Below are 16,725 nucleotides of genomic sequence, written 5' to 3' on the forward strand. Positions count from 1 at the left end.
CCCAACGGAGAGCACCATGGGAAAGACCCCTGAATTCCAGGTCCCGATGTCGACCGAGCTGTTCATTGACGGCCAGTTCGTGGCCGGCGAGGGCGAGGCCGAGCGCGTGCTCAACCCGGCCACCGGCGAGGTGATCGCGCAGGTGCCCGAGGCCTCGTACGAGCAGATCCACAAGGCGGTGCTGGGCGCCAGCCGCGCCTTCGACACCTGGAGCGAGACCACGCCGATGGAGCGCTCGCGCCTGCTGCTCAAGGTGGCCGATGCGATCGAGCAGCGCGCCGAACAGTTCGCGCGCCTGGAGTCGCTCAACTGCGGCAAGCCCTACCTGCGCGCGCTGGAAGACGAGATTCCGGCCATCGTGGATTGCTTCCGCTTCTTCGCCGGCGCGGCGCGCTGCATGACCGGCTCGGTCGCGGGCGAGTACCTTCCAGGCCACACCAGCATGATCCGGCGCGATCCGATCGGTGTGGTCGGTTCGATCGCGCCCTGGAACTACCCGCTCATGATGGCCGCGTGGAAGTGCGCGCCCGCGCTCGCGGCCGGCAATACGGTGGTGCTCAAGCCCAGCGAGCAGACACCGCTGACCACGCTGATGCTCGCGCGCGTGATCGCCGAGATCCTGCCCAAAGGCGTGTTCAACGTGATCTGCGGCCGCGGCCCCAGCGTGGGCCAGCCGCTGGTGGAGCACCCCTTGGTGCGCATGGTCTCGCTCACCGGTGACGTGTCCACCGGCCGCAAGATACTGCAGGCGGCCACGGGCACGCTGAAGCGCACGCACCTCGAGCTCGGCGGCAAGGCGCCGGTGCTGGTGTTCGACGACGCCGACATCGAAGCCGTGGTGGAAGGCATCCGCACCTTCGGCTACTACAACGCCGGCCAGGACTGCACGGCGGCCTGCCGTCTGTACGCAGGTGCCAAGGTGTACGACCGACTGGTGGCCGACCTGAGCAGCGCGGTGAAGTCGATCCAGATGGGCACGCAGGACGAGCCGGGCGTGGAACTCGGCCCGCTGATCACCGACCGCCAGCGCGACCGCGTGGCCAGCTTCGTGGAGCGGGCGCAGATGGTGGGCCACATGGAAGTGACGGCCGGTGGCAAGATGCGCGCGGGCAGTGGCTTTTTCTACGAACCCACGGTGATCGCCGGTGCGCGGCAGGACGACGAAATCGTGCGCCGCGAGGTGTTCGGCCCGGTGGTGTCCATCACGCGCTTCTCCGACCCCGACGAGGCCGTGACCTGGGCCAACGATTCGGAGTACGGCCTCGCGTCATCGGTGTGGACGCAGGACGTGTCGCGCGCGCTGCGCGTGGCGCGCAAGCTGCAGTACGGTTGCACCTGGATCAACACCCACTTCATGCTCGCCAATGAAATGCCGCACGGCGGCATGAAGGCCAGCGGCTACGGCAAGGACATGTCGATGTACGCGCTGGAGGACTACACGGTGGCGCGGCACATCATGGCCAAGCTGTGAAGTTACCCCCCGCCGCGCTGCGCGCGACCCCCCTCAAGAGGGGGGCGACACCTGCGGCCCGGCGGAGCCGGTTCCTCGGTGTCTCTGGATGGGGCGCGCTCTCCGGCAACAAAAAAGCCCGGCGATTGCCGGGCTTCAATGTGGTCGGAGGGGATGCGATCCGCCGCCGGGCCGCCCCAAGGCGGATCAGCCCCCTCGGGGGGGCAGCGACCCGCGCAGCGGCGGAGCGTGGGGGCACTTATTGACGTGCAGGCTCGGCCACGTAAATTTCAACGCGGCGGTTCTGAGCGCGACCTTGAGCGGTGGCGTTGTCGGCGATCGGTTCGCGTGAGCCGCGGCCGTCGGTGGCGAAGCGGGTTGGCGACACGCCACGGGCCACGAGGTAGTCGCGCGTGCTGTTGGCGCGGTTGAAGGACAGTGGGTTGTTCACCGCATCGCTGCCGGTGTTGTCGGTGTGGCCGACGATGGCCACTGCGGTCACCGGGTTGGCGTTGAGCGTGTTGGCGAACTGGCCGAGCACGCGCTGCAGCGTGGGGCTCACCGTGGAGCTGCCGGTGGCAAAGCCCGCATCGGCTGGCACGTCCAGCTTGAGGCGGTTGTCAGAGGTCTGGCTCACGCCGATGCCGGTGCCGGCGGTGGCGGCTTCCATGGCGCGTTTCTGCTCCTGCATCTTGGTCGACCAGATGTAGCCGCCCAAGGCACCAGCGCCAGCACCGATGACCGCGCCCTTGGCCGCACCCTTGGAGCCACCGGTGGCAGCACCCAGCAGCACGCCAGCCAATGCACCGATGCCGGCACCCTTGGCCGAATCGGTCTGGGTTTCGCTCATGTTGGCGCAGCCACTGAGCGCCATGGCGGCGGCCAGGGCGGTGATGGTCAGACCACGGGTGATGTTGGCAAGTTGTTTCATGTTCAATGCTCCACTGGCGTTGTTGATGGATGGAAAAGAAAGACGGCTTCGGGCCGAGGGCAGCACCATCATCACACGCAAGGGTGTGTTGATGGTGACTGCGGCGCAACCCGATGCGCTCTAAACTTATACCTTGACCTATCGCTTTGGCATCACTTCCATCCTGACTTTACAAAAAATTGCATGAAAAATGTTCCATTGGGCGCGAGCGCGCTGCAAGTTCCACCGATCTGTCTGGGCACCATGACGTTTGGTGAACAGGTCGATGAAACCACCGCGCACAACATCCTTGACCGATCGATCGAACGCGGCATCAACTTCCTTGACGCGGCCGAGATGTATTCGGTGCCGGCGCGCGCGGAGACCTGTGGCGCCACAGAAACCATCCTCGGCACCTGGTTCGCCAAGGATGCAAGTCTTCGCGCCAAGGTGGTGCTGGCCACCAAGGTGGCGGGCCCCGCGCGCGGGATGCCGTGGATCCGCGGCGAGAACTCGGGCGTGAGCAAAGCGGAAATCATCAAGGCCTGTGAAAACAGCCTGCGCCGTCTTCAAACCGAGACGATCGACCTCTACCAGATCCATTGGCCCGCGCGCAACGTGCCGGCCTTTGGCCTGCTGACCTTCGACCCGTCCAAGGACAAGCCCTGCGCGTCGGTGCTGGAGCAGCTGGAGGCGATGGCCGAGCTGGTGAAGGCGGGCAAGGTCAAGGCCATCGGCCTGTCCAACGAATCGCCCTACGGCGTGCACGAGTTCGTGCGCCTGGCCGAGCAGCACGGCTTGCCGCGCGTGGCCACGGTGCAGAACCCGTACTGCCTGATCAACCGCAGCTACGAGAACGGGCTGGACGAAACGTGTCACCGTCTGGGGGTTTCACTGTTGGCCTATTCACCGCTGGGTTTTGGTTTGCTCAGTGGCAAGTACGACGAGACGGGTCTGGTGGGCGACGCCGGCCGAATGGCGATTTTTGAATCCATGCGCAAGCAGCGCTGGGGTCGGCCCGAAGCGCTGGATGCCGCGCGCCGCTACAACGCCCTGGCGCGCGACCATGGCCTCACGCCGTCGCAGATGGCACTGGCCTTCTGCTACACCAACTGGCGCGTGGCCAGCACCATCATTGGCGTGACTTCATTGACCCAGCTCGACGAATGCCTGGATGCCTGGGGCACAACGTTGTCGCCTGAACTCGTGACCGAGATCGACAAGATCCGCTGGGAATCCCGAGATCCCGCGCAGTGAGCTGACGCTTGGCCAAGAAGTCCCACGTCAGTGAAACGCCAGCCACCGCCTGGCTGAAGGCGCACGGCGTGGCGTTCACCGAGCACAGCTACGAATACCTGGAGCACGGCGGCGCGCAGCACAGCGCGCAGGTGCTCGGATTGGACCCCTTCGCGGTGGTCAAGACCTTGATCATGCAGGACGAGGCTGCCAAGCCGCTGGCGGTGCTGATGCACGGCAACCGCACGGTGTCCACCAAGAACCTGGCGCGGCAGATCGGCGCCAAGTCGGTCGAGCCTTGCAAGCCCGAGGTGGCCAACCGCCACAGCGGTTACTTCGTGGGCGGCACCTCTCCGTTCGGATTGAAGCGCGCCATGCCGGTGTATGTGGAAGCCACGGTGTTGACGCTGCCGCGCATCTGGATCAACGGCGGGCGCCGCGGGTATCTGGTGGGCATCGATCCGGCCGTGCTCAGTGGCCCCCTGGCTGCGAAGCCTGTGGATTGCGCGCTGGCAGAATAGCCAGCCCGCCTACCCTGCCTGCTTACCCAGCCTGCTCTTGCCCCTCAGGGCGCGGCCCGAACCACCAAGGAGACTTCGTTGCCATTGCTCTATCCCCTGTTGGCCACCGTGGCCGCGTATCTGATCGGCTCACTGTCCTTTGCCGTGCTCGTGAGCCGGTCCATGGGCCTGAACGACCCGCGCACCTACGGCAGCAAGAACCCCGGCGCCACCAACGTGCTGCGCTCGGGCAACAAGGCGGCCGCGGTGATCACGCTGTTGCTCGATGCGCTCAAAGGTTGGCTGCCGGTGGTGGCGGTGAAGTGGTGGGGCGAGGCCTACGGACTGGGCGACGGCACGGTGGCGCTGGTTGGCCTCGCGGCCTTCCTGGGCCACCTCTACCCGGTGTTCTTCCGTTTCCAGGGCGGCAAGGGGGTGGCGACGGCGGCGGGCGTGATTTTCGGTTTCCAACCCTGGCTGGGGCTGGCCGCGCTCGCCACCTGGGTGATCATCGCCGCGTTCTTTCGTTACTCCTCGCTCGCCTCCATCGTCACCGCGGTGTTTGCGCCTGCGTTTTTTCTGCTGGGTCACCGCGTGGCCTGGAACGCCCCCGGCGTGATGGTGTTGAGCCTCGCGGTCATGGGCCTGTTGCTGGTGTGGAGGCATTCGGAAAACATCAACCGACTGCTGGCTGGCAAGGAAAGCAAACTGGGGGCGAAGAAATCATGAGCCAGCACATCACGCGCATCGGCGTGGCCGCTCGCTACAGCGAAGCGGCCGTGTTCAACGGCGTTGTCTACCTCGCGGGCATGGTTCCCGAGCGCGGCGATACCGACGTTCGCGGCCAGACGGCGGACGTGCTGGAGCAGGTGCAGCAGCGCCTGCTGGAAGCCGGCAGCGACAAGTCGCGCATCCTGCGAGCGCAGATCTTTCTGGCGGACATCCAGGACATCGGCGCGATGAACGAGGTGTGGGACGCCTGGGTGGTGCCGGGCACCGCGCCGCCCCGTGCGACGGTGCAGGCCGCGCTGGCGAACGCCGCGTGGCGCATTGAAATCGTGGTGACGGGTGCCGTGGCCGGCGAAAGGGTGTGATCCAGAAACACCGAGAAACCGCCCTTCGACAAGCTCAGGACGGGCCTCAGGTGTTGCCGCCTTGAGGGGTGGCGCGAAGCGCCGCGGGGGTGTCTCCCCTCTCAATACCGACGGTCGAGCGTGAGCTGGTCGTTGGTGCGCTGCATCTGGAAGCGCGAAAGAAAGCTGTTGCCCAGCAGCACGAAGGCCATGGGTTGCGGCAGCACGATGGCGGTCACGTCAAACACCTGTGCTTCGCCAATGCGCACCGAATCCAGACGCACCTGGTAGCCGACGACCCCGCCGTTGGCGGTGGCGACGTTCACTTTTCGACCTTGCTCGTACTTGAGGTTGATGCGCTTGGCATCCGATTCGCTCAGGATCACCTGTGTAGCGCCGGTGTCCACCATGAACTGGACTTGCCGGCCATTGATCTGGCCCGGCGGCATGAAGTGGCCTTGGGCGTCGGCGGTGAGCACGACGCGTTTGGTACCAGCGTCGGTCTTCGCCTGCCCCAGGCTGATCGGCGCTTCGCCCACGCGCAGGGTCTGGCGCTGGCCATTGATCTCGATCACCGCCGTCTCGCCCTGCATGCTCAGCAGCTTCACGCCCTGATGCGCCTGGCCCGGGCTCAGGAAACGCGGCGCGGCGGCGTCGATGGTGACCAGGGCTTTGCCGCCTGCCACGCCCGAGAGCGCTACCTGCTGAGCAACGGCCGGACCGGCCAGCATCGCCAGCGCGGACAGCGTTGAAGCGACGAAGCGCACAAGGCCTCAGTCGCGAAAATTGTTGAAAGAGAGCGGCAGGTCTTTGAGCTCGGACTTGATAAGCGCCATGGCCGCTTGCAGGTCGTCACGCTTGGCCCCCGTCACACGCACCGCGTCACCCTGGATGGCGCCCTGCACCTTGAGCTTGCTGCCCTTGATGGCCTGTTGAATTTTCTTGCCGTCTTCGGTGCTGACGCCGTTGCGCACCTTCACCACCTGCTTGACCTTGTCACCGCCGACCTTCTCGACTTTGCCCACGTCGAGAAAGCGCGCGTCCACGCCGCGCTTGGTGAGTTTGCCGCGCAGCACGTCGTCAATCTGCTGGAGCTGAAAGTCGGCGTCGCCGTGCAGGATGATTTCCTTGTCCTTGAGCTCGATGGCCGCGCTCGTGCCCTTGAAATCAAAGCGGGTACCGATTTCGCGCGCAACCTGATCGACCGCATTTTTCACTTCGACGAAATCGGCTTCAAGAACGGTGTCAAAAGAGGGCATGCTGGAGGTCTTGCAAAAAGGTGAATGAGAGAATTGAAGAATGGTAGTCGAGAACAACGTGGCGCTCCAGCCATATAACACTTTTGGCATCGTCGCCCGGGCGCAGCGCCTGGTGCGCGTGCGCTCAACGGACGACGTGCTCTCGCTGCTGGCCGACCAGGATGTTCGCGCCGGCTCGGGCGCGCCGGCCTTTGTGCTGGGTGGCGGCAGCAACCTGGTGATCACCGGCGACATCAAGCAGTTGGTGATCAAGGTTGAGATCACTGGGCGGCGCCTGGTGGAGGAAAGCGCCAAGGGGTGGGTGGTGGAGGCCGGCGCCGGTGAAGACTGGCACGATTTCGTGCGCTGGACGCTGGAGCAGGGCTACCCCGGCCTGGAAAACCTGGCGCTGATTCCGGGCACGGTGGGCGCCTCGCCGGTGCAGAACATCGGGGCCTACGGAGTGGAGTTGCAGGACCGCTTCAGTGCGCTGGACGCCATCGACCTGCAGACGGGCCAGAGCTTCACGCTCAACGCGGCGCAATGCGGTTTTGGTTACCGCGACTCGGTGTTCAAGCACACGCCAGCGGGCGCCAAGGGCCTGGGTCTTGCGGGCAGGGCGCTCATCACGCATGTGCGCTTCTGGTTGCCCAAGCCTTGGAAGCCGGTGCTGGGCTATGCCGATCTGGATCGCAAGATGGCCGAGACCGGCATCTCTTCACCGAACGCGCAACAGATCTTCGATTGGGTGTGCACCATTCGCCGCGCCAAGCTGCCCGACCCGGCAGTGATTGGCAACGCCGGCAGTTTCTTCAAGAACCCGACGGTGAGCACCGAGCAGTGCGCCGACATCATTGCGCGCGAACCCAAGGTCGTGCACTACCCGATGGCCGATGGCAGCATCAAGCTGGCCGCGGGCTGGTTGATCGACGCCTGTGGCTGGAAGGGCAAGGGCGTGGGCAATGCGGGGGTGTACGAGCGGCAGGCGCTGGTGTTGGTGAACCGGGGTGGTGCCACCGGTGGCGAGGTGATGACGCTGGCCAAGGCGATCCAGACCAGTGTGTATGAGCGTTTCGGGATATTGCTGGAGACTGAGCCTGTCGTTGTTTGACGGCTTCTGTTTGCGTTGCGCTCGCGTGCCTGCGTTGCTTCGTTGCCCGGTGACGCGCGGCGGCCGACTCCGCGAATGTCCCCCGGGGGCCTGCGGCCACCTCCTCCTTGATTTCGCTGCGTCGGCCACCACGCGTCGCCGGGCCTCCCACGTGAAGGCATGCGGACGGTTGCATGCGACTGTCACTTCAGATCGTTGCGCTGTGGCGTTCTGCGCAGCGAAATCAAGGGGGAGGACCGGCGCAGCCGGTACGGAGGACATTCGCGGAGCAGAGCGCCGCAGCGCAACGATCCCGCGAGGTCTGCGCCAGCAATGGCAACGAAAGAACCTTACTCCCCCTCAAGCTTCAACATGCTGGCCCCATCGCCCAACGAGAGAAGACCAGCCTTGGCATAGATGCCCAGCTTGGCGCGCGTATCGGTGATGTCGAGGTTGCGCATGGTCAGCTGGCCGATGCGGTCCAGTGGCGTGAACGGCGCGTCTTCCACTTTCTCCATGCTCAGACGTTCCGGCGCATAGGTGAGGTTCGCGCTCTCGGTGTTCATGATGGAGTAGTCGTTGCCACGACGCAGCTCGATGGTGACCTCGCCAGTGATGGCGCGCGCCACCCAGCGCTGGGCCGTCTCGCGCAACATGATGGACTGCGGGTCGAACCAGCGGCCCTGATAGAGCAGGCGACCAAGCTTGAGGCCGTTGACGCGGTACTGCTCGATCGTGTCTTCGTTGTGGATGCCGGTCACCAGGCGCTCGTAAGCGATGTGCAGCAACGCCAGACCAGGAGCTTCGTAGATGCCGCGGCTCTTGGCTTCGATGATGCGGTTTTCGATCTGGTCGCTCATGCCCAGGCCGTGGCGGCCACCGATCTCGTTGGCTTTGAGAATCAGGTCCACCGGACTGGCGAAGGTCTCGCCGTTCAGCGCGACGGGCTGGCCTTCTTCGAAACGCACCGTCACGGTCTCGCGCTTCACCACCACCTCGTCTTTCCAGAACGCCACGCCCATGATCGGATTGACGATGGAGATGCCGCTGTTGAGCTGCTCCAGGTCTTTCGCCTCGTGCGTGGCACCGAGCATGTTGCTGTCGGTGCTGTAGGCCTTCTCGGCGCTCATCTTGTAGCCGAAGCCGTTGGCCGTCATGAAGGCGCTCATCTCGGCGCGGCCACCCAACTCGTCGATGAACAACTGGTCGAGCCAGGGTTTGTAGATCTTCAGGCTGGGGTTGGTCAGCAGGCCGTAGCGGTAGAAGCGCTCGATGTCGTTGCCCTTGTAGGTGCTGCCATCGCCCCAGATGTTGACGTCGTCTTCCTTCATCGCGGCCACCAGCATGGTGCCGGTGACGGCGCGGCCCAGTGGCGTGGTGTTGAAGTAGGTCACGCCCGCGGTGCTGATGTGGAAGGCGCCGCACTGCAATGCGGCAATGCCCTCGTGGGCGAGCTGGGTGCGGCAGTCGATCAGGCGCGCTTTTTCGGCGCCGTACTGCATGGCCTTGCGCGGGATCTCGTCGTAGTCCGGCTCGTCAGGCTGGCCGAGGTTGGCGGTGTAGGCGTAAGGGATCGCGCCCTTCTGTTTCATCCACAACAGGGCTGCCGAGGTGTCGAGGCCGCCGGAGAAGGCGATGCCGACTTTTTGCTGCGTGGGGAGGTTCTGGAGGATGGTGGCCATGGCGGTCGCTCAGTGGATCAGCCGAAGTGGCAGATGTAGTGGTAGGGCTCGGTCACGCGGATGTCGAAGCTGCTGTTGCCGGGCACGCTGAATTTCTCGCCGGGGCCGGCCTTGAGCCAGGCATCGGTGCCGGCGAGCTTGTATTCACATCCGCCGGCCACGCATTCCATGACCTCGGGTGCGCCGGTGTTGAAGGTGAGCGTGGCGGGCAGCACCACGCCGACCGATTTTTTGGTGCCGTCAGCGAGGGTGATGCCGTGGCTGACGCACTTGCCGTCGAAGTACACGCTGGCCTGGGTGTTGACGGTCACGCCGTCGAATTGGGTGGTGCTCATGGTGTTGGGGTGTGATGCGAAGACGAAAGGCGGATCCGAAAGAAGACGCGCGATTTTAGGCCGCAGGGGCGGCGCGGTCGCCGGGGGATCAGAGCCGCGCTTGCCAGACTGCGGCGTCAAAACCCACCGTGATGCCATCGGCCCACTGCACCACCGGGCGCTTGATCGCGCTGGAGTGGGCCAGCAACAGGTTGCGCGCGCTGGCGTTGTCCACCACCGAGGCCCGCGTGGTCTCATCCAGCTGGCGCCAGGTCGTGCCCTTGCGATTGACCAGCGTTTCCCAGCCCACGGCGGCAAGCCAGCGATCGAGTTCGGTTTCCGGAACACCTTGCTTCTTGAAATCGTGGAAGCGGTGCTCCACACCGTGTTCGGTCAGCCAGGAGCGGGCCTTCTTGACGGTGTCGCAGTTGGGGATGCCGTGGACGGTGATCATGGAAAGGGATTGTCGGTGATGCGGGCAAAGGCCACGGGGCCGATGGGACAATCCAGCCATGCTCAACATCGAACTGCCTCCCCACCCCACCACGCTGCCCGAATGGCTGGCCCATGCCGAACGCCTGCACCCGGTCACCATCGACATGGGGCTGGAGCGCGTGCAGCGCGTGGCGCAACGCATGAATCTGGCGCTGACCTGCCCGGTGATCACCGTGGCCGGCACCAACGGCAAGGGCAGCACCTGCGCGATGCTGGAGGCTGTGTACACCCAGTCGGGCTACCGCACCGGCGTTTACACCTCGCCACACCTGGTGCATTTCGAGGAGCGTTGCCGCATCGCCGGCGAGCCGGTGGCCACCGGCGACTTGCTGCCCGCGTTCGCGGAGGTGGAAGTGGCGCGCAAGGGGCAGGGCGGTGACGAAGAGATCAGCCTGAGCTATTTCGAATTCACCACACTGGCCATCCTGCGCACGCTCTCGCGCAGCGGGCTCGATGTGGCGATTCTGGAGGTGGGGCTGGGCGGGCGGCTGGACGCGGTGAACATCATCGACGCCGACTGCGCCGTCATCACCTGCATCGCGCTGGACCACATGGCTCTGCTGGGCAACGACCGCGAGGCGATCGGTTTCGAGAAGGCCGGCATCATGCGCACCGGCCGCCCGGTGGTGGTGAGCGACCCGGTGCCGCCGCAGAGCGTGCTCGACCGCGCTCTGGAGATCGGCGCCGATCTCTGGCGCATCGGCAAGGACTTCCACTTTGCGGGCGACCAGCAGCAGTGGGGCTGGGCCATGCACCCTTCGCACGGCGGCCGGCGCTACGCCGGGCTGGCCTACCCGGCATTGCGTGGCGCCAACCAGCTGGTGAATGCTTCTGGCGTGCTCGGTGCCATGGAAGCCTTGCGATCGAAGCTGCCCGTCACGGCACAAGCCGTGCGCAACGGACTGGCGCTGGTGGAGCTGCCAGGGCGTTTCCAGATCGTGCCCGGCACGCCCACCCTGGTGCTGGACGTGGCGCACAACCCGCATTCGGTGGCGGCGCTCACCGAAAACCTCGACGCCATGGGCTTCTACCCCACCACCCACGCCGTGTTCGGCGCCATGGCCGACAAGGACCTGGGCGCCATGGTCGAGCGCATCGCGCCGCTGATCGACCGCTGGTACCTGACCGACCTGCCGCTGCCCCGGGCCAGCACCGCCGCAGCCCTGGCCGAGACCCTGAAAACCCATCCCGCCACGGCAAAAAGCACAGTGGCGGGTTGCCACGCCAGCCCCATGGAGGCCCTGCAGGCGGCGGTGTCCCAGGCGGACCCCGCTGATAGAATCGTGGTCTTCGGATCGTTCTTCACCGTGGGGGGTGTTCTGCAGGACGGTGTGCCCCGCTTGTCGGCCAAACACCTGCCCTCCTGACCCTCCGCCCAAGCTTTCCCGACCGTCCCTGTGTCGCGCCCCTCGCCAGGCCTTCTTTGGCGCAATGGTTCCCACCCGAATGTTCAAATCCCGTTCAGGCTCACAGGGCAATCCATCGACACCTCCGCCGCAGAGCATTGACGCCGTGCGTCGCCGCGCGCGCCACCGCTTGATCGGTGCCAGCGTGCTGGTGCTGCTGGGCGTGCTGGGTTTCCCGCTGCTCTTCGACACGCAACCGCGCCCGATTTCAGTCGACATCCCGATCGAGATTCCGGCCAAAAACACGCCCCCTCCCGGCGTCAAGGCGCCCGTGACGGCAACTGCACCGCCCGTCGTCGCTGCAGCACCTGCTGCAGCCAAGCCACCTGCCCCCAGTGTCGAAGCTCGCGAAACCCTCGGTGCGCGCGAAGAGGTGGTTGAGGCGGCACCAGCGCCCAAACCCGCCGCCGAACCGGCCAAGACCCCCGCTGCGCCATCCGACGCCGAGCGCGCTCGCGCCCTGCTCGAAAACAAGACCGCAACTGCGCCATCGGCTGCGCCAGTCACCGGTGCGGCGGAGCGCGTGGTGGTGCAGGTGGGGGCGTTCTCTGAAGAAGCCGGTGCCCGCTCGGTGCGTCAGAAACTTGAAGCCGCCGGGCTGAAGACCTACACCCACGTAGCCGAAACTTCCGACGGGCGCCGCATCCGCGTGCGTCTGGGGCCGTATGCCAGCCGTGCCGAGGCCGACAAGGCCGCCGCCCGCGTGAAGGCCCTGGGGCTGCCCGCGGCCATCCTCACGCTGTGAGGGGCCAACGGATGATGCTTGCATGGTGTTGACGGATTGGCTGCTGCTGGCGGTGTTGTTGTTGTCGGTGTTGCTGGGTGCGTGGCGTGGGCTGGTCTACGAGGTGCTGTCGGTGGCGGGCTGGGTGGCGGCGTTCGTGCTCGCGCAGGCCTGTGCCGATGAGGTGGCCGCCGCGCTGCCTCTGGACGGCATGTCGCCGCCAATTCAGTTGGCCGCAGGCTTCGTGCTGGTGTTCATCGCAGTGGCGTTCGCGGGTGGGCTGCTCGCGTGGATGGTGAAGAAGCTGGTGGCGTCGGTCGGCTTGCGGCCGGTGGACCGGATTCTGGGTAGCGCCTTTGGTCTGGCGCGTGGCGTGGTGATGCTGCTCGCGTTGGCCGTGGTGGTGAGCATGTCGCCCATGCGGGATGCGCAGTGGTGGCAGGACTCGGCGGTGGCCGATGTGCTGGTCTCTACGCTGCACGCCCTCAAGCCCTTGTTACCCGGGCCCGTGGCCCGATATATCGCTTGAACAGCGTTTGAGTTTTTACTGAGGATCGAAACATGTGTGGAATCGTGGGCGTGGTCAGCAAAACGCCGGTCAACCAGCTGATTTACGACGCCTTGCTGCTGCTGCAGCACCGCGGCCAGGATGCGGCGGGCATCGTCACCCAACAGGGTCGCAAGTTTTTCATGCACAAGGCCAAGGGCATGGTGCGCGATGTGTTTCGCACCCGCAACATGCGTTCACTGCCCGGCATCTGCGGGCTGGGCCAGGTGCGCTACCCCACAGCCGGCAACGCCTACAGCGAAGAAGAGGCACAGCCTTTCTACGTGAATGCGCCGTTTGGTCTGGTGCTGGTGCACAACGGCAACCTGACCAACGCCCATGCGCTGAAGCAGGAGCTGTTCCAGACCGACCACCGCCACATCAACACCGAGAGCGACTCCGAGGTGCTGCTCAACGTGCTGGCGCACGAGCTGGAGAAGGTCACGCGCGGCATCACTCTGAAGCCGGCCGACGTGTTTGCCGCCGTGCGCGGCGTGCATCAGCGCGTCAAGGGTTCGTATGCCGTGGTGGCGTTGATCGCCGGTCATGGCCTGCTGGCCTTTCGCGACCCGTTCGGCATTCGCCCGCTGTGCGTGGGCCACAACGACCAGGGCGGCGTGATGGTGGCCAGCGAATCGGTGGCACTCGAAGGCAACGGCTTCGAGCTCGACCGCGACGTGCTCCCCGGCGAAGCGGTGTTCGTCGACATGGACGGCAAGATGCAGTTTCAGCAGTGCGCCGACAAGACCAGCCACAACCCGTGCATCTTCGAATACGTGTACCTGGCCAGGCCCGACTCGGTGCTGGACGGCATTTCGGTCTACCAGGCCCGCCTGAACATGGGCGTGACCCTGGCCAAGCGCGTGGTGTCCACCGTGCCGCCGAGCGAAATCGACGTGGTCATCCCCATCCCGGAATCGTCGCGCCCCAGCGCCATGGAGCTGGCCCAGTTGCTTGGCCTGCCGTACCGCGAAGGTTTTGTGAAAAACCGCTACGTGGGCCGCACCTTCATCATGCCGGGGCAGGGTGTGCGCAAGAAGTCGGTACGCCAGAAGCTCAACGTGATCGGCAGCGAGTTCAAGGGCCGCAACGTGCTGCTGGTGGACGACTCCATCGTGCGCGGCACCACCAGCCGCGAGATCGTACAGATGGCGCGTGATGCAGGTGCCCGCAAGGTGTACCTGGCCAGCGCCGCGCCACCGGTGCGCTACCCCAACGTTTACGGCATCGACATGCCCACGCCCGACGAACTCGTGGCGCACAACCGCACTGTCGATGAGGTCCGCGAGAGCATCGGTTGCGATGCCTTGATCTACCAGGATGTGGACGCGATGAAGCAGGCCATCGGCTCGCTCAACCCCAAGCTTGCTGGTTTTGATGCGTCGTGTTTCGACGGTGTGTACGTCACCGGTGACATCACGCTCGAAGACATCGCGCGCCTGAATGCCGGGCGCGACCTGAGCGAAGAGGGCGAAGAAGACACCTCGCGTCTGGCGCTGCCCAATGCACAGATCGCCTGAAGGCCGGAGCCCATGAGCGAACAGAAGAAACCGACCCTGCACCGCGACACGCTCGCCGTGCGTGAGGCCGTCGAACGCAGCCAGTACGGCGAGAACTCCGAAGCCCTGTACCTCACGAGCGGTTATGTGCAGCCCAGCGCCGAAGCGGGCGCGCGCCGCTTTGCCGGTGACGAAGAAGGCTTCACCTACGGCCGCTACGGCAATCCCACGGTAGCCAGTTTCGAGCAGCGCCTGGCCGCGCTCGAAGGCGCCGAGGCCTGCATCTCCACCGCCTCGGGCATGTCGGCCATCCTCATGATGTGCATGGGCCTGCTCAAGGCCGGCGATCACGTGATCTGTTCGCATTCCATGTTCGGCTCCACGATCAAGCTGATCGGCACCGATCTGGCCAAGTTCGGCGTCGAATCCAGCTTCCTGTCGCAGACCGATGTGGCCGCGTGGAAGGCCGCCGTCAAGCCGAACACTCGGCTGCTGTTCGCCGAGACGCCGACCAACCCGTTGACCGAGGTGTGCGACATCCGCGCGCTGGCCGACATCGCTCACGGTGCAGGCGCGCTGCTGTGCGTGGACAACTGCTTCGCCACACCGGCCCTGCAGCGCCCCATGACGCTGGGCGCCGACATCGTCATGCACTCGGGCACCAAGTACCTGGATGGCCAGGGCCGCGTGATGGCCGGCGCCCTCTGCGCCAGCCAGGAACTGGTGACCAAGACCTTCCTGCCGGTGCTCAAGAGCGCGGGCATGACGCTGGCGCCGTTCAACGCTTGGGTCGTGCTCAAGGGCCTGGAAACGCTGGACATCCGCATGCGCGCCCAATCGGCCAATGCCCTGGCGCTGGCGCAGTGGCTGCAGGACCACCCCTCCGTGGCCCGCGTGTATTACCCCGGCCTGGCGAGCCATCCGCAGCACGCGCTGGCTATGGCGCAGCAAGCGGGCTGCGGTGGCGCGGTGCTGTCCTTCGAGGTGAAGGCAGCCGACCCCGAACAGGCCCGCGCGCGCGCCTTCCACGTGCTCGACTCGCTGCAGGTCATGTCGCTCTCCACCAACCTGGGCGATACCAAGACGCTGCTGGCGCATCCCGCGAGCACCTCACACGGTCGCCTGACCGAAGCGCAACGCCAGACGGCGGGCGTGGTGCAGGGGCTGATCCGCGTGGCCGTGGGGCTTGAGCATCTTGGCGATATCCAGGCCGACCTTGACCGTGGCCTTTCTACCTTCTGACATGTCCGCACCCATCCGCACCCGCATCGCTCCGTCTCCCACCGGCTTTCTTCACCTGGGCACGGCCCGCACCGCGCTCTATTCGTGGGCCTATGCGCGCCACCATGGCGGTGAGTTCGTGCTGCGCATCGAGGACACCGACGTGGCCCGCTCCACGCAGGATTCGACCGACCAGATCCTTGCTTCGATGCACTGGCTTGGCCTCGACTACGACGAAGGCCCGATCTACCAGATGCAGCGCCTGGAGCGCTACCGCGAAGTGATCGCGCAGATGCTCGCGGCCGGCACGGCTTATCACTGCTACTGCACCCCGGCCGAGCTCGAAGAAATGCGTGAAGCGCAGCGCGCGCGCGGCGAGAAGACCCTGTACGACCGCCGTTGGCGTCCCGAGCCGGGCAAGGTGCTGCCATCCGTGCCCGAAGGTGTGCCGCCCGTGGTGCGTTTCTGCAATCCGCCCGCAGGCGACGTGACGTGGAACGACCTCGTCAAGGGCGAGATCACCATCAACAACCGCGAGATCGACGATCTGATCATCCTGCGGCCCGACGGTGTGCCCACCTACAACTTCGCGGTGGTGGTCGACGACTGGGACATGAGCATCACGCACGTGTTCCGCGGCGATGAGCACATCAACAACACGCCGTGGCAGATCAACATCTTCCGCGCACTCGGCGCACCTCTGCCTGCCTTCGGCCATGTGCCGGTGATCCTGGGCGACGACGGGCAGAAGCTCTCCAAGCGCCGCGGCGCCGTGAGCGTCACCGCCTATGAAGAGAATGGTTACCTGCCCGAAGCGATGCTGAACTACCTCGCGCGCCTCGGCTGGAGCCATGGCGACGAGGAGCTGTTCACGCGCGAGCAGATGGTGAGCTGGTTCGACGGTTCGCACCTGTCGAAGAGCCCGGCCCAGTGGGATGCGGCAAAGCTCTCCTGGGTCAATGCGCAGTACATCAAGGCCAAGCCCGACGACGCGCTCGCGCCGCTTGTCGCCGTGCAGCTGAAGAAGCGCGGCATCGATGCCGACGATCGCCTTCCCGCGATCTGCGCGCTCTTCAAGGACCGTTGCGAGACCACGGTTGCATTGGCCGACTGGGCTGCCGCGTTCTACGCCGACATCACGCCCAATGCCGACGAACGCGCCCTGCACGTGACCGACGCCGTGCGCCCCGTGCTGGCCACCCTCGTGGACAAGCTCGTGGCTTGCAGCTGGGACAAGCCCGGCATTTCGTCGGCCATCAAGGAAGTGCTGGCGGCCCATGGCCTGAAGATGCCGCAACTGGCCATGCCGGTGCGCGTGCTGGTGATGGGCACGGCCCAGA

The 16,725-nt window shown here is 65.5% G+C and carries 18 protein-coding genes; 12 read left to right on the forward strand and 6 right to left on the reverse strand.

From position 1 onward, the window contains the following. Positions 1–46 precede the first annotated feature (46 nt). Positions 47–1,471, forward strand: a complete 1,425-nt coding sequence (locus tag IV113_RS18895) for a gamma-aminobutyraldehyde dehydrogenase (protein ID WP_291088222.1) — start codon at positions 47–49, stop codon at positions 1,469–1,471. Positions 1,472–1,709: 238 nt separating this feature from the next. Here the strand turns inward: IV113_RS18895 and IV113_RS18900 are convergent, their stop codons facing one another. Further along, entirely contained in the window at positions 1,710–2,381 is a 672-nt protein-coding gene (locus tag IV113_RS18900; RefSeq protein WP_291088185.1) for an OmpA family protein, read from the reverse strand. A gap of 183 nt (positions 2,382–2,564) precedes the next feature. Between IV113_RS18900 and IV113_RS18905 the strand changes: the two genes are divergently transcribed. The 4 genes from IV113_RS18905 (at position 2,565) to IV113_RS18920 (ending at position 5,190) form a co-directional block, all read left to right on the forward strand. After that, a complete protein-coding gene (locus tag IV113_RS18905; RefSeq protein ID WP_291088188.1) occupies positions 2,565–3,617 on the forward strand; it encodes an aldo/keto reductase in 1,053 nt (350 codons plus the stop codon). 8 nt (positions 3,618–3,625) lie between these two features. After that, positions 3,626–4,117 carry an aminoacyl-tRNA deacylase gene (locus tag IV113_RS18910; protein WP_291088191.1) on the forward strand — a complete coding sequence of 164 codons (492 nt, stop codon included), beginning with the start codon at positions 3,626–3,628 and terminating at the stop codon, positions 4,115–4,117. 78 nt (positions 4,118–4,195) lie between these two features. Then, on the forward strand, positions 4,196–4,825 hold the full coding sequence (plsY, locus tag IV113_RS18915; protein WP_291088194.1) for a glycerol-3-phosphate 1-O-acyltransferase PlsY: 630 nt from the start codon (positions 4,196–4,198) through the stop codon (positions 4,823–4,825). After that, a complete protein-coding gene (locus IV113_RS18920) occupies positions 4,822–5,190 on the forward strand; it encodes a RidA family protein (RefSeq protein WP_291088196.1) in 369 nt (122 codons plus the stop codon). The genes plsY and IV113_RS18920 overlap by 4 nt, the downstream gene beginning before the upstream one ends. 101 nt (positions 5,191–5,291) lie before the next feature. Here the strand turns inward: IV113_RS18920 and IV113_RS18925 are convergent, their stop codons facing one another. Continuing rightward, positions 5,292–5,900 carry a retropepsin-like aspartic protease gene (locus IV113_RS18925; RefSeq protein WP_291088224.1) on the reverse strand — a complete coding sequence of 203 codons (609 nt, stop codon included), beginning with the start codon at positions 5,898–5,900 and terminating at the stop codon, positions 5,292–5,294. 42 nt (positions 5,901–5,942) lie between these two features. Beyond that, the gene (locus IV113_RS18930; RefSeq protein WP_159607562.1) at positions 5,943–6,428 is read right to left on the reverse strand and encodes a YajQ family cyclic di-GMP-binding protein; all 486 of its coding nucleotides are present in this window, start codon (positions 6,426–6,428) and stop codon (positions 5,943–5,945) included. 40 nt (positions 6,429–6,468) lie between these two features. Between IV113_RS18930 and murB the strand changes: the two genes are divergently transcribed. Next, positions 6,469–7,518, forward strand: a complete 1,050-nt coding sequence (murB, locus tag IV113_RS18935) for a UDP-N-acetylmuramate dehydrogenase (RefSeq protein WP_291088203.1) — start codon at positions 6,469–6,471, stop codon at positions 7,516–7,518. Between the two features lie 329 nt (positions 7,519–7,847). Here murB and argG read toward each other — a convergent pair whose 3' ends face one another. From argG to IV113_RS18950, 3 genes are all read right to left on the reverse strand, one after another. Then, a complete protein-coding gene (gene argG / locus IV113_RS18940; protein ID WP_291088205.1) occupies positions 7,848–9,179 on the reverse strand; it encodes an argininosuccinate synthase in 1,332 nt (443 codons plus the stop codon). A gap of 17 nt (positions 9,180–9,196) precedes the next feature. After that, positions 9,197–9,514: a pyrimidine/purine nucleoside phosphorylase gene (locus tag IV113_RS18945; RefSeq protein WP_291088207.1), complete on the reverse strand. Its 318-nt coding sequence runs from the start codon at positions 9,512–9,514 to the stop codon at positions 9,197–9,199. An 88-nt stretch (positions 9,515–9,602) separates the two neighbouring features. After that, the gene (locus IV113_RS18950) at positions 9,603–9,947 is read right to left on the reverse strand and encodes an arsenate reductase (protein ID WP_291088208.1); all 345 of its coding nucleotides are present in this window, start codon (positions 9,945–9,947) and stop codon (positions 9,603–9,605) included. A gap of 58 nt (positions 9,948–10,005) precedes the next feature. Here IV113_RS18950 and folC point away from each other — a divergent pair, with 58 nt between their 5' ends. The 6 genes from folC to gltX all read left to right on the forward strand — a co-directional run. Beyond that, the gene (gene folC / locus IV113_RS18955; RefSeq protein ID WP_291088210.1) at positions 10,006–11,355 is read left to right on the forward strand and encodes a bifunctional tetrahydrofolate synthase/dihydrofolate synthase; all 1,350 of its coding nucleotides are present in this window, start codon (positions 10,006–10,008) and stop codon (positions 11,353–11,355) included. Between the two features lie 79 nt (positions 11,356–11,434). Then, complete coding sequence (locus IV113_RS18960; protein ID WP_291088212.1) at positions 11,435–12,139, forward strand: SPOR domain-containing protein; 705 nt, start codon at positions 11,435–11,437, stop codon at positions 12,137–12,139. A gap of 22 nt (positions 12,140–12,161) precedes the next feature. Beyond that, positions 12,162–12,647, forward strand: coding sequence for a CvpA family protein (locus IV113_RS18965; RefSeq protein ID WP_291088214.1), 486 nt, complete (start codon positions 12,162–12,164; stop codon positions 12,645–12,647). A gap of 32 nt (positions 12,648–12,679) precedes the next feature. Beyond that, positions 12,680–14,185 carry an amidophosphoribosyltransferase gene (purF, locus tag IV113_RS18970; protein WP_291088216.1) on the forward strand — a complete coding sequence of 502 codons (1,506 nt, stop codon included), beginning with the start codon at positions 12,680–12,682 and terminating at the stop codon, positions 14,183–14,185. A 12-nt stretch (positions 14,186–14,197) separates the two neighbouring features. Continuing rightward, a complete protein-coding gene (locus IV113_RS18975; protein ID WP_291088218.1) occupies positions 14,198–15,406 on the forward strand; it encodes an O-succinylhomoserine sulfhydrylase in 1,209 nt (402 codons plus the stop codon). Position 15,407: 1 nt separating this feature from the next. Then, positions 15,408–16,725: glutamate--tRNA ligase (gene gltX, locus IV113_RS18980; RefSeq protein ID WP_291088220.1), on the forward strand; the 1,318-nt coding region annotated here is incomplete at its 3' end.

This window comes from Hydrogenophaga sp. (assembly GCF_018780385.1).
Taxonomy (GTDB): Bacteria; Pseudomonadota; Gammaproteobacteria; order Burkholderiales; family Burkholderiaceae_C; genus Hydrogenophaga.

Excerpts from the sequence above, each read along its gene's own strand:
- IV113_RS18895 (WP_291088222.1), top strand. The coding sequence starts at position 47 with ATGTCGACCGAGCTGTTCATTGACGGCCAGTTCGTGGCCGGCGAGGGC.
- IV113_RS18900 (WP_291088185.1), bottom strand. The coding sequence starts at position 2,381 with ATGAAACAACTTGCCAACATCACCCGTGGTCTGACCATCACCGCCCTG.
- IV113_RS18905 (WP_291088188.1), top strand. The coding sequence starts at position 2,565 with ATGAAAAATGTTCCATTGGGCGCGAGCGCGCTGCAAGTTCCACCGATC.
- IV113_RS18920 (WP_291088196.1), top strand. The coding sequence starts at position 4,822 with ATGAGCCAGCACATCACGCGCATCGGCGTGGCCGCTCGCTACAGCGAA.
- IV113_RS18925 (WP_291088224.1), bottom strand. The coding sequence starts at position 5,900 with ATGCTGGCCGGTCCGGCCGTTGCTCAGCAGGTAGCGCTCTCGGGCGTG.
- IV113_RS18930 (WP_159607562.1), bottom strand. The coding sequence starts at position 6,428 with ATGCCCTCTTTTGACACCGTTCTTGAAGCCGATTTCGTCGAAGTGAAA.
- murB (WP_291088203.1), top strand. The coding sequence starts at position 6,469 with ATGGTAGTCGAGAACAACGTGGCGCTCCAGCCATATAACACTTTTGGC.
- argG (WP_291088205.1), bottom strand. The coding sequence starts at position 9,179 with ATGGCCACCATCCTCCAGAACCTCCCCACGCAGCAAAAAGTCGGCATC.
- IV113_RS18945 (WP_291088207.1), bottom strand. The coding sequence starts at position 9,514 with ATGAGCACCACCCAATTCGACGGCGTGACCGTCAACACCCAGGCCAGC.
- IV113_RS18950 (WP_291088208.1), bottom strand. The coding sequence starts at position 9,947 with ATGATCACCGTCCACGGCATCCCCAACTGCGACACCGTCAAGAAGGCC.
- folC (WP_291088210.1), top strand. The coding sequence starts at position 10,006 with ATGCTCAACATCGAACTGCCTCCCCACCCCACCACGCTGCCCGAATGG.
- IV113_RS18960 (WP_291088212.1), top strand. The coding sequence starts at position 11,435 with ATGTTCAAATCCCGTTCAGGCTCACAGGGCAATCCATCGACACCTCCG.
- IV113_RS18965 (WP_291088214.1), top strand. The coding sequence starts at position 12,162 with ATGGTGTTGACGGATTGGCTGCTGCTGGCGGTGTTGTTGTTGTCGGTG.
- purF (WP_291088216.1), top strand. The coding sequence starts at position 12,680 with ATGTGTGGAATCGTGGGCGTGGTCAGCAAAACGCCGGTCAACCAGCTG.
- IV113_RS18975 (WP_291088218.1), top strand. The coding sequence starts at position 14,198 with ATGAGCGAACAGAAGAAACCGACCCTGCACCGCGACACGCTCGCCGTG.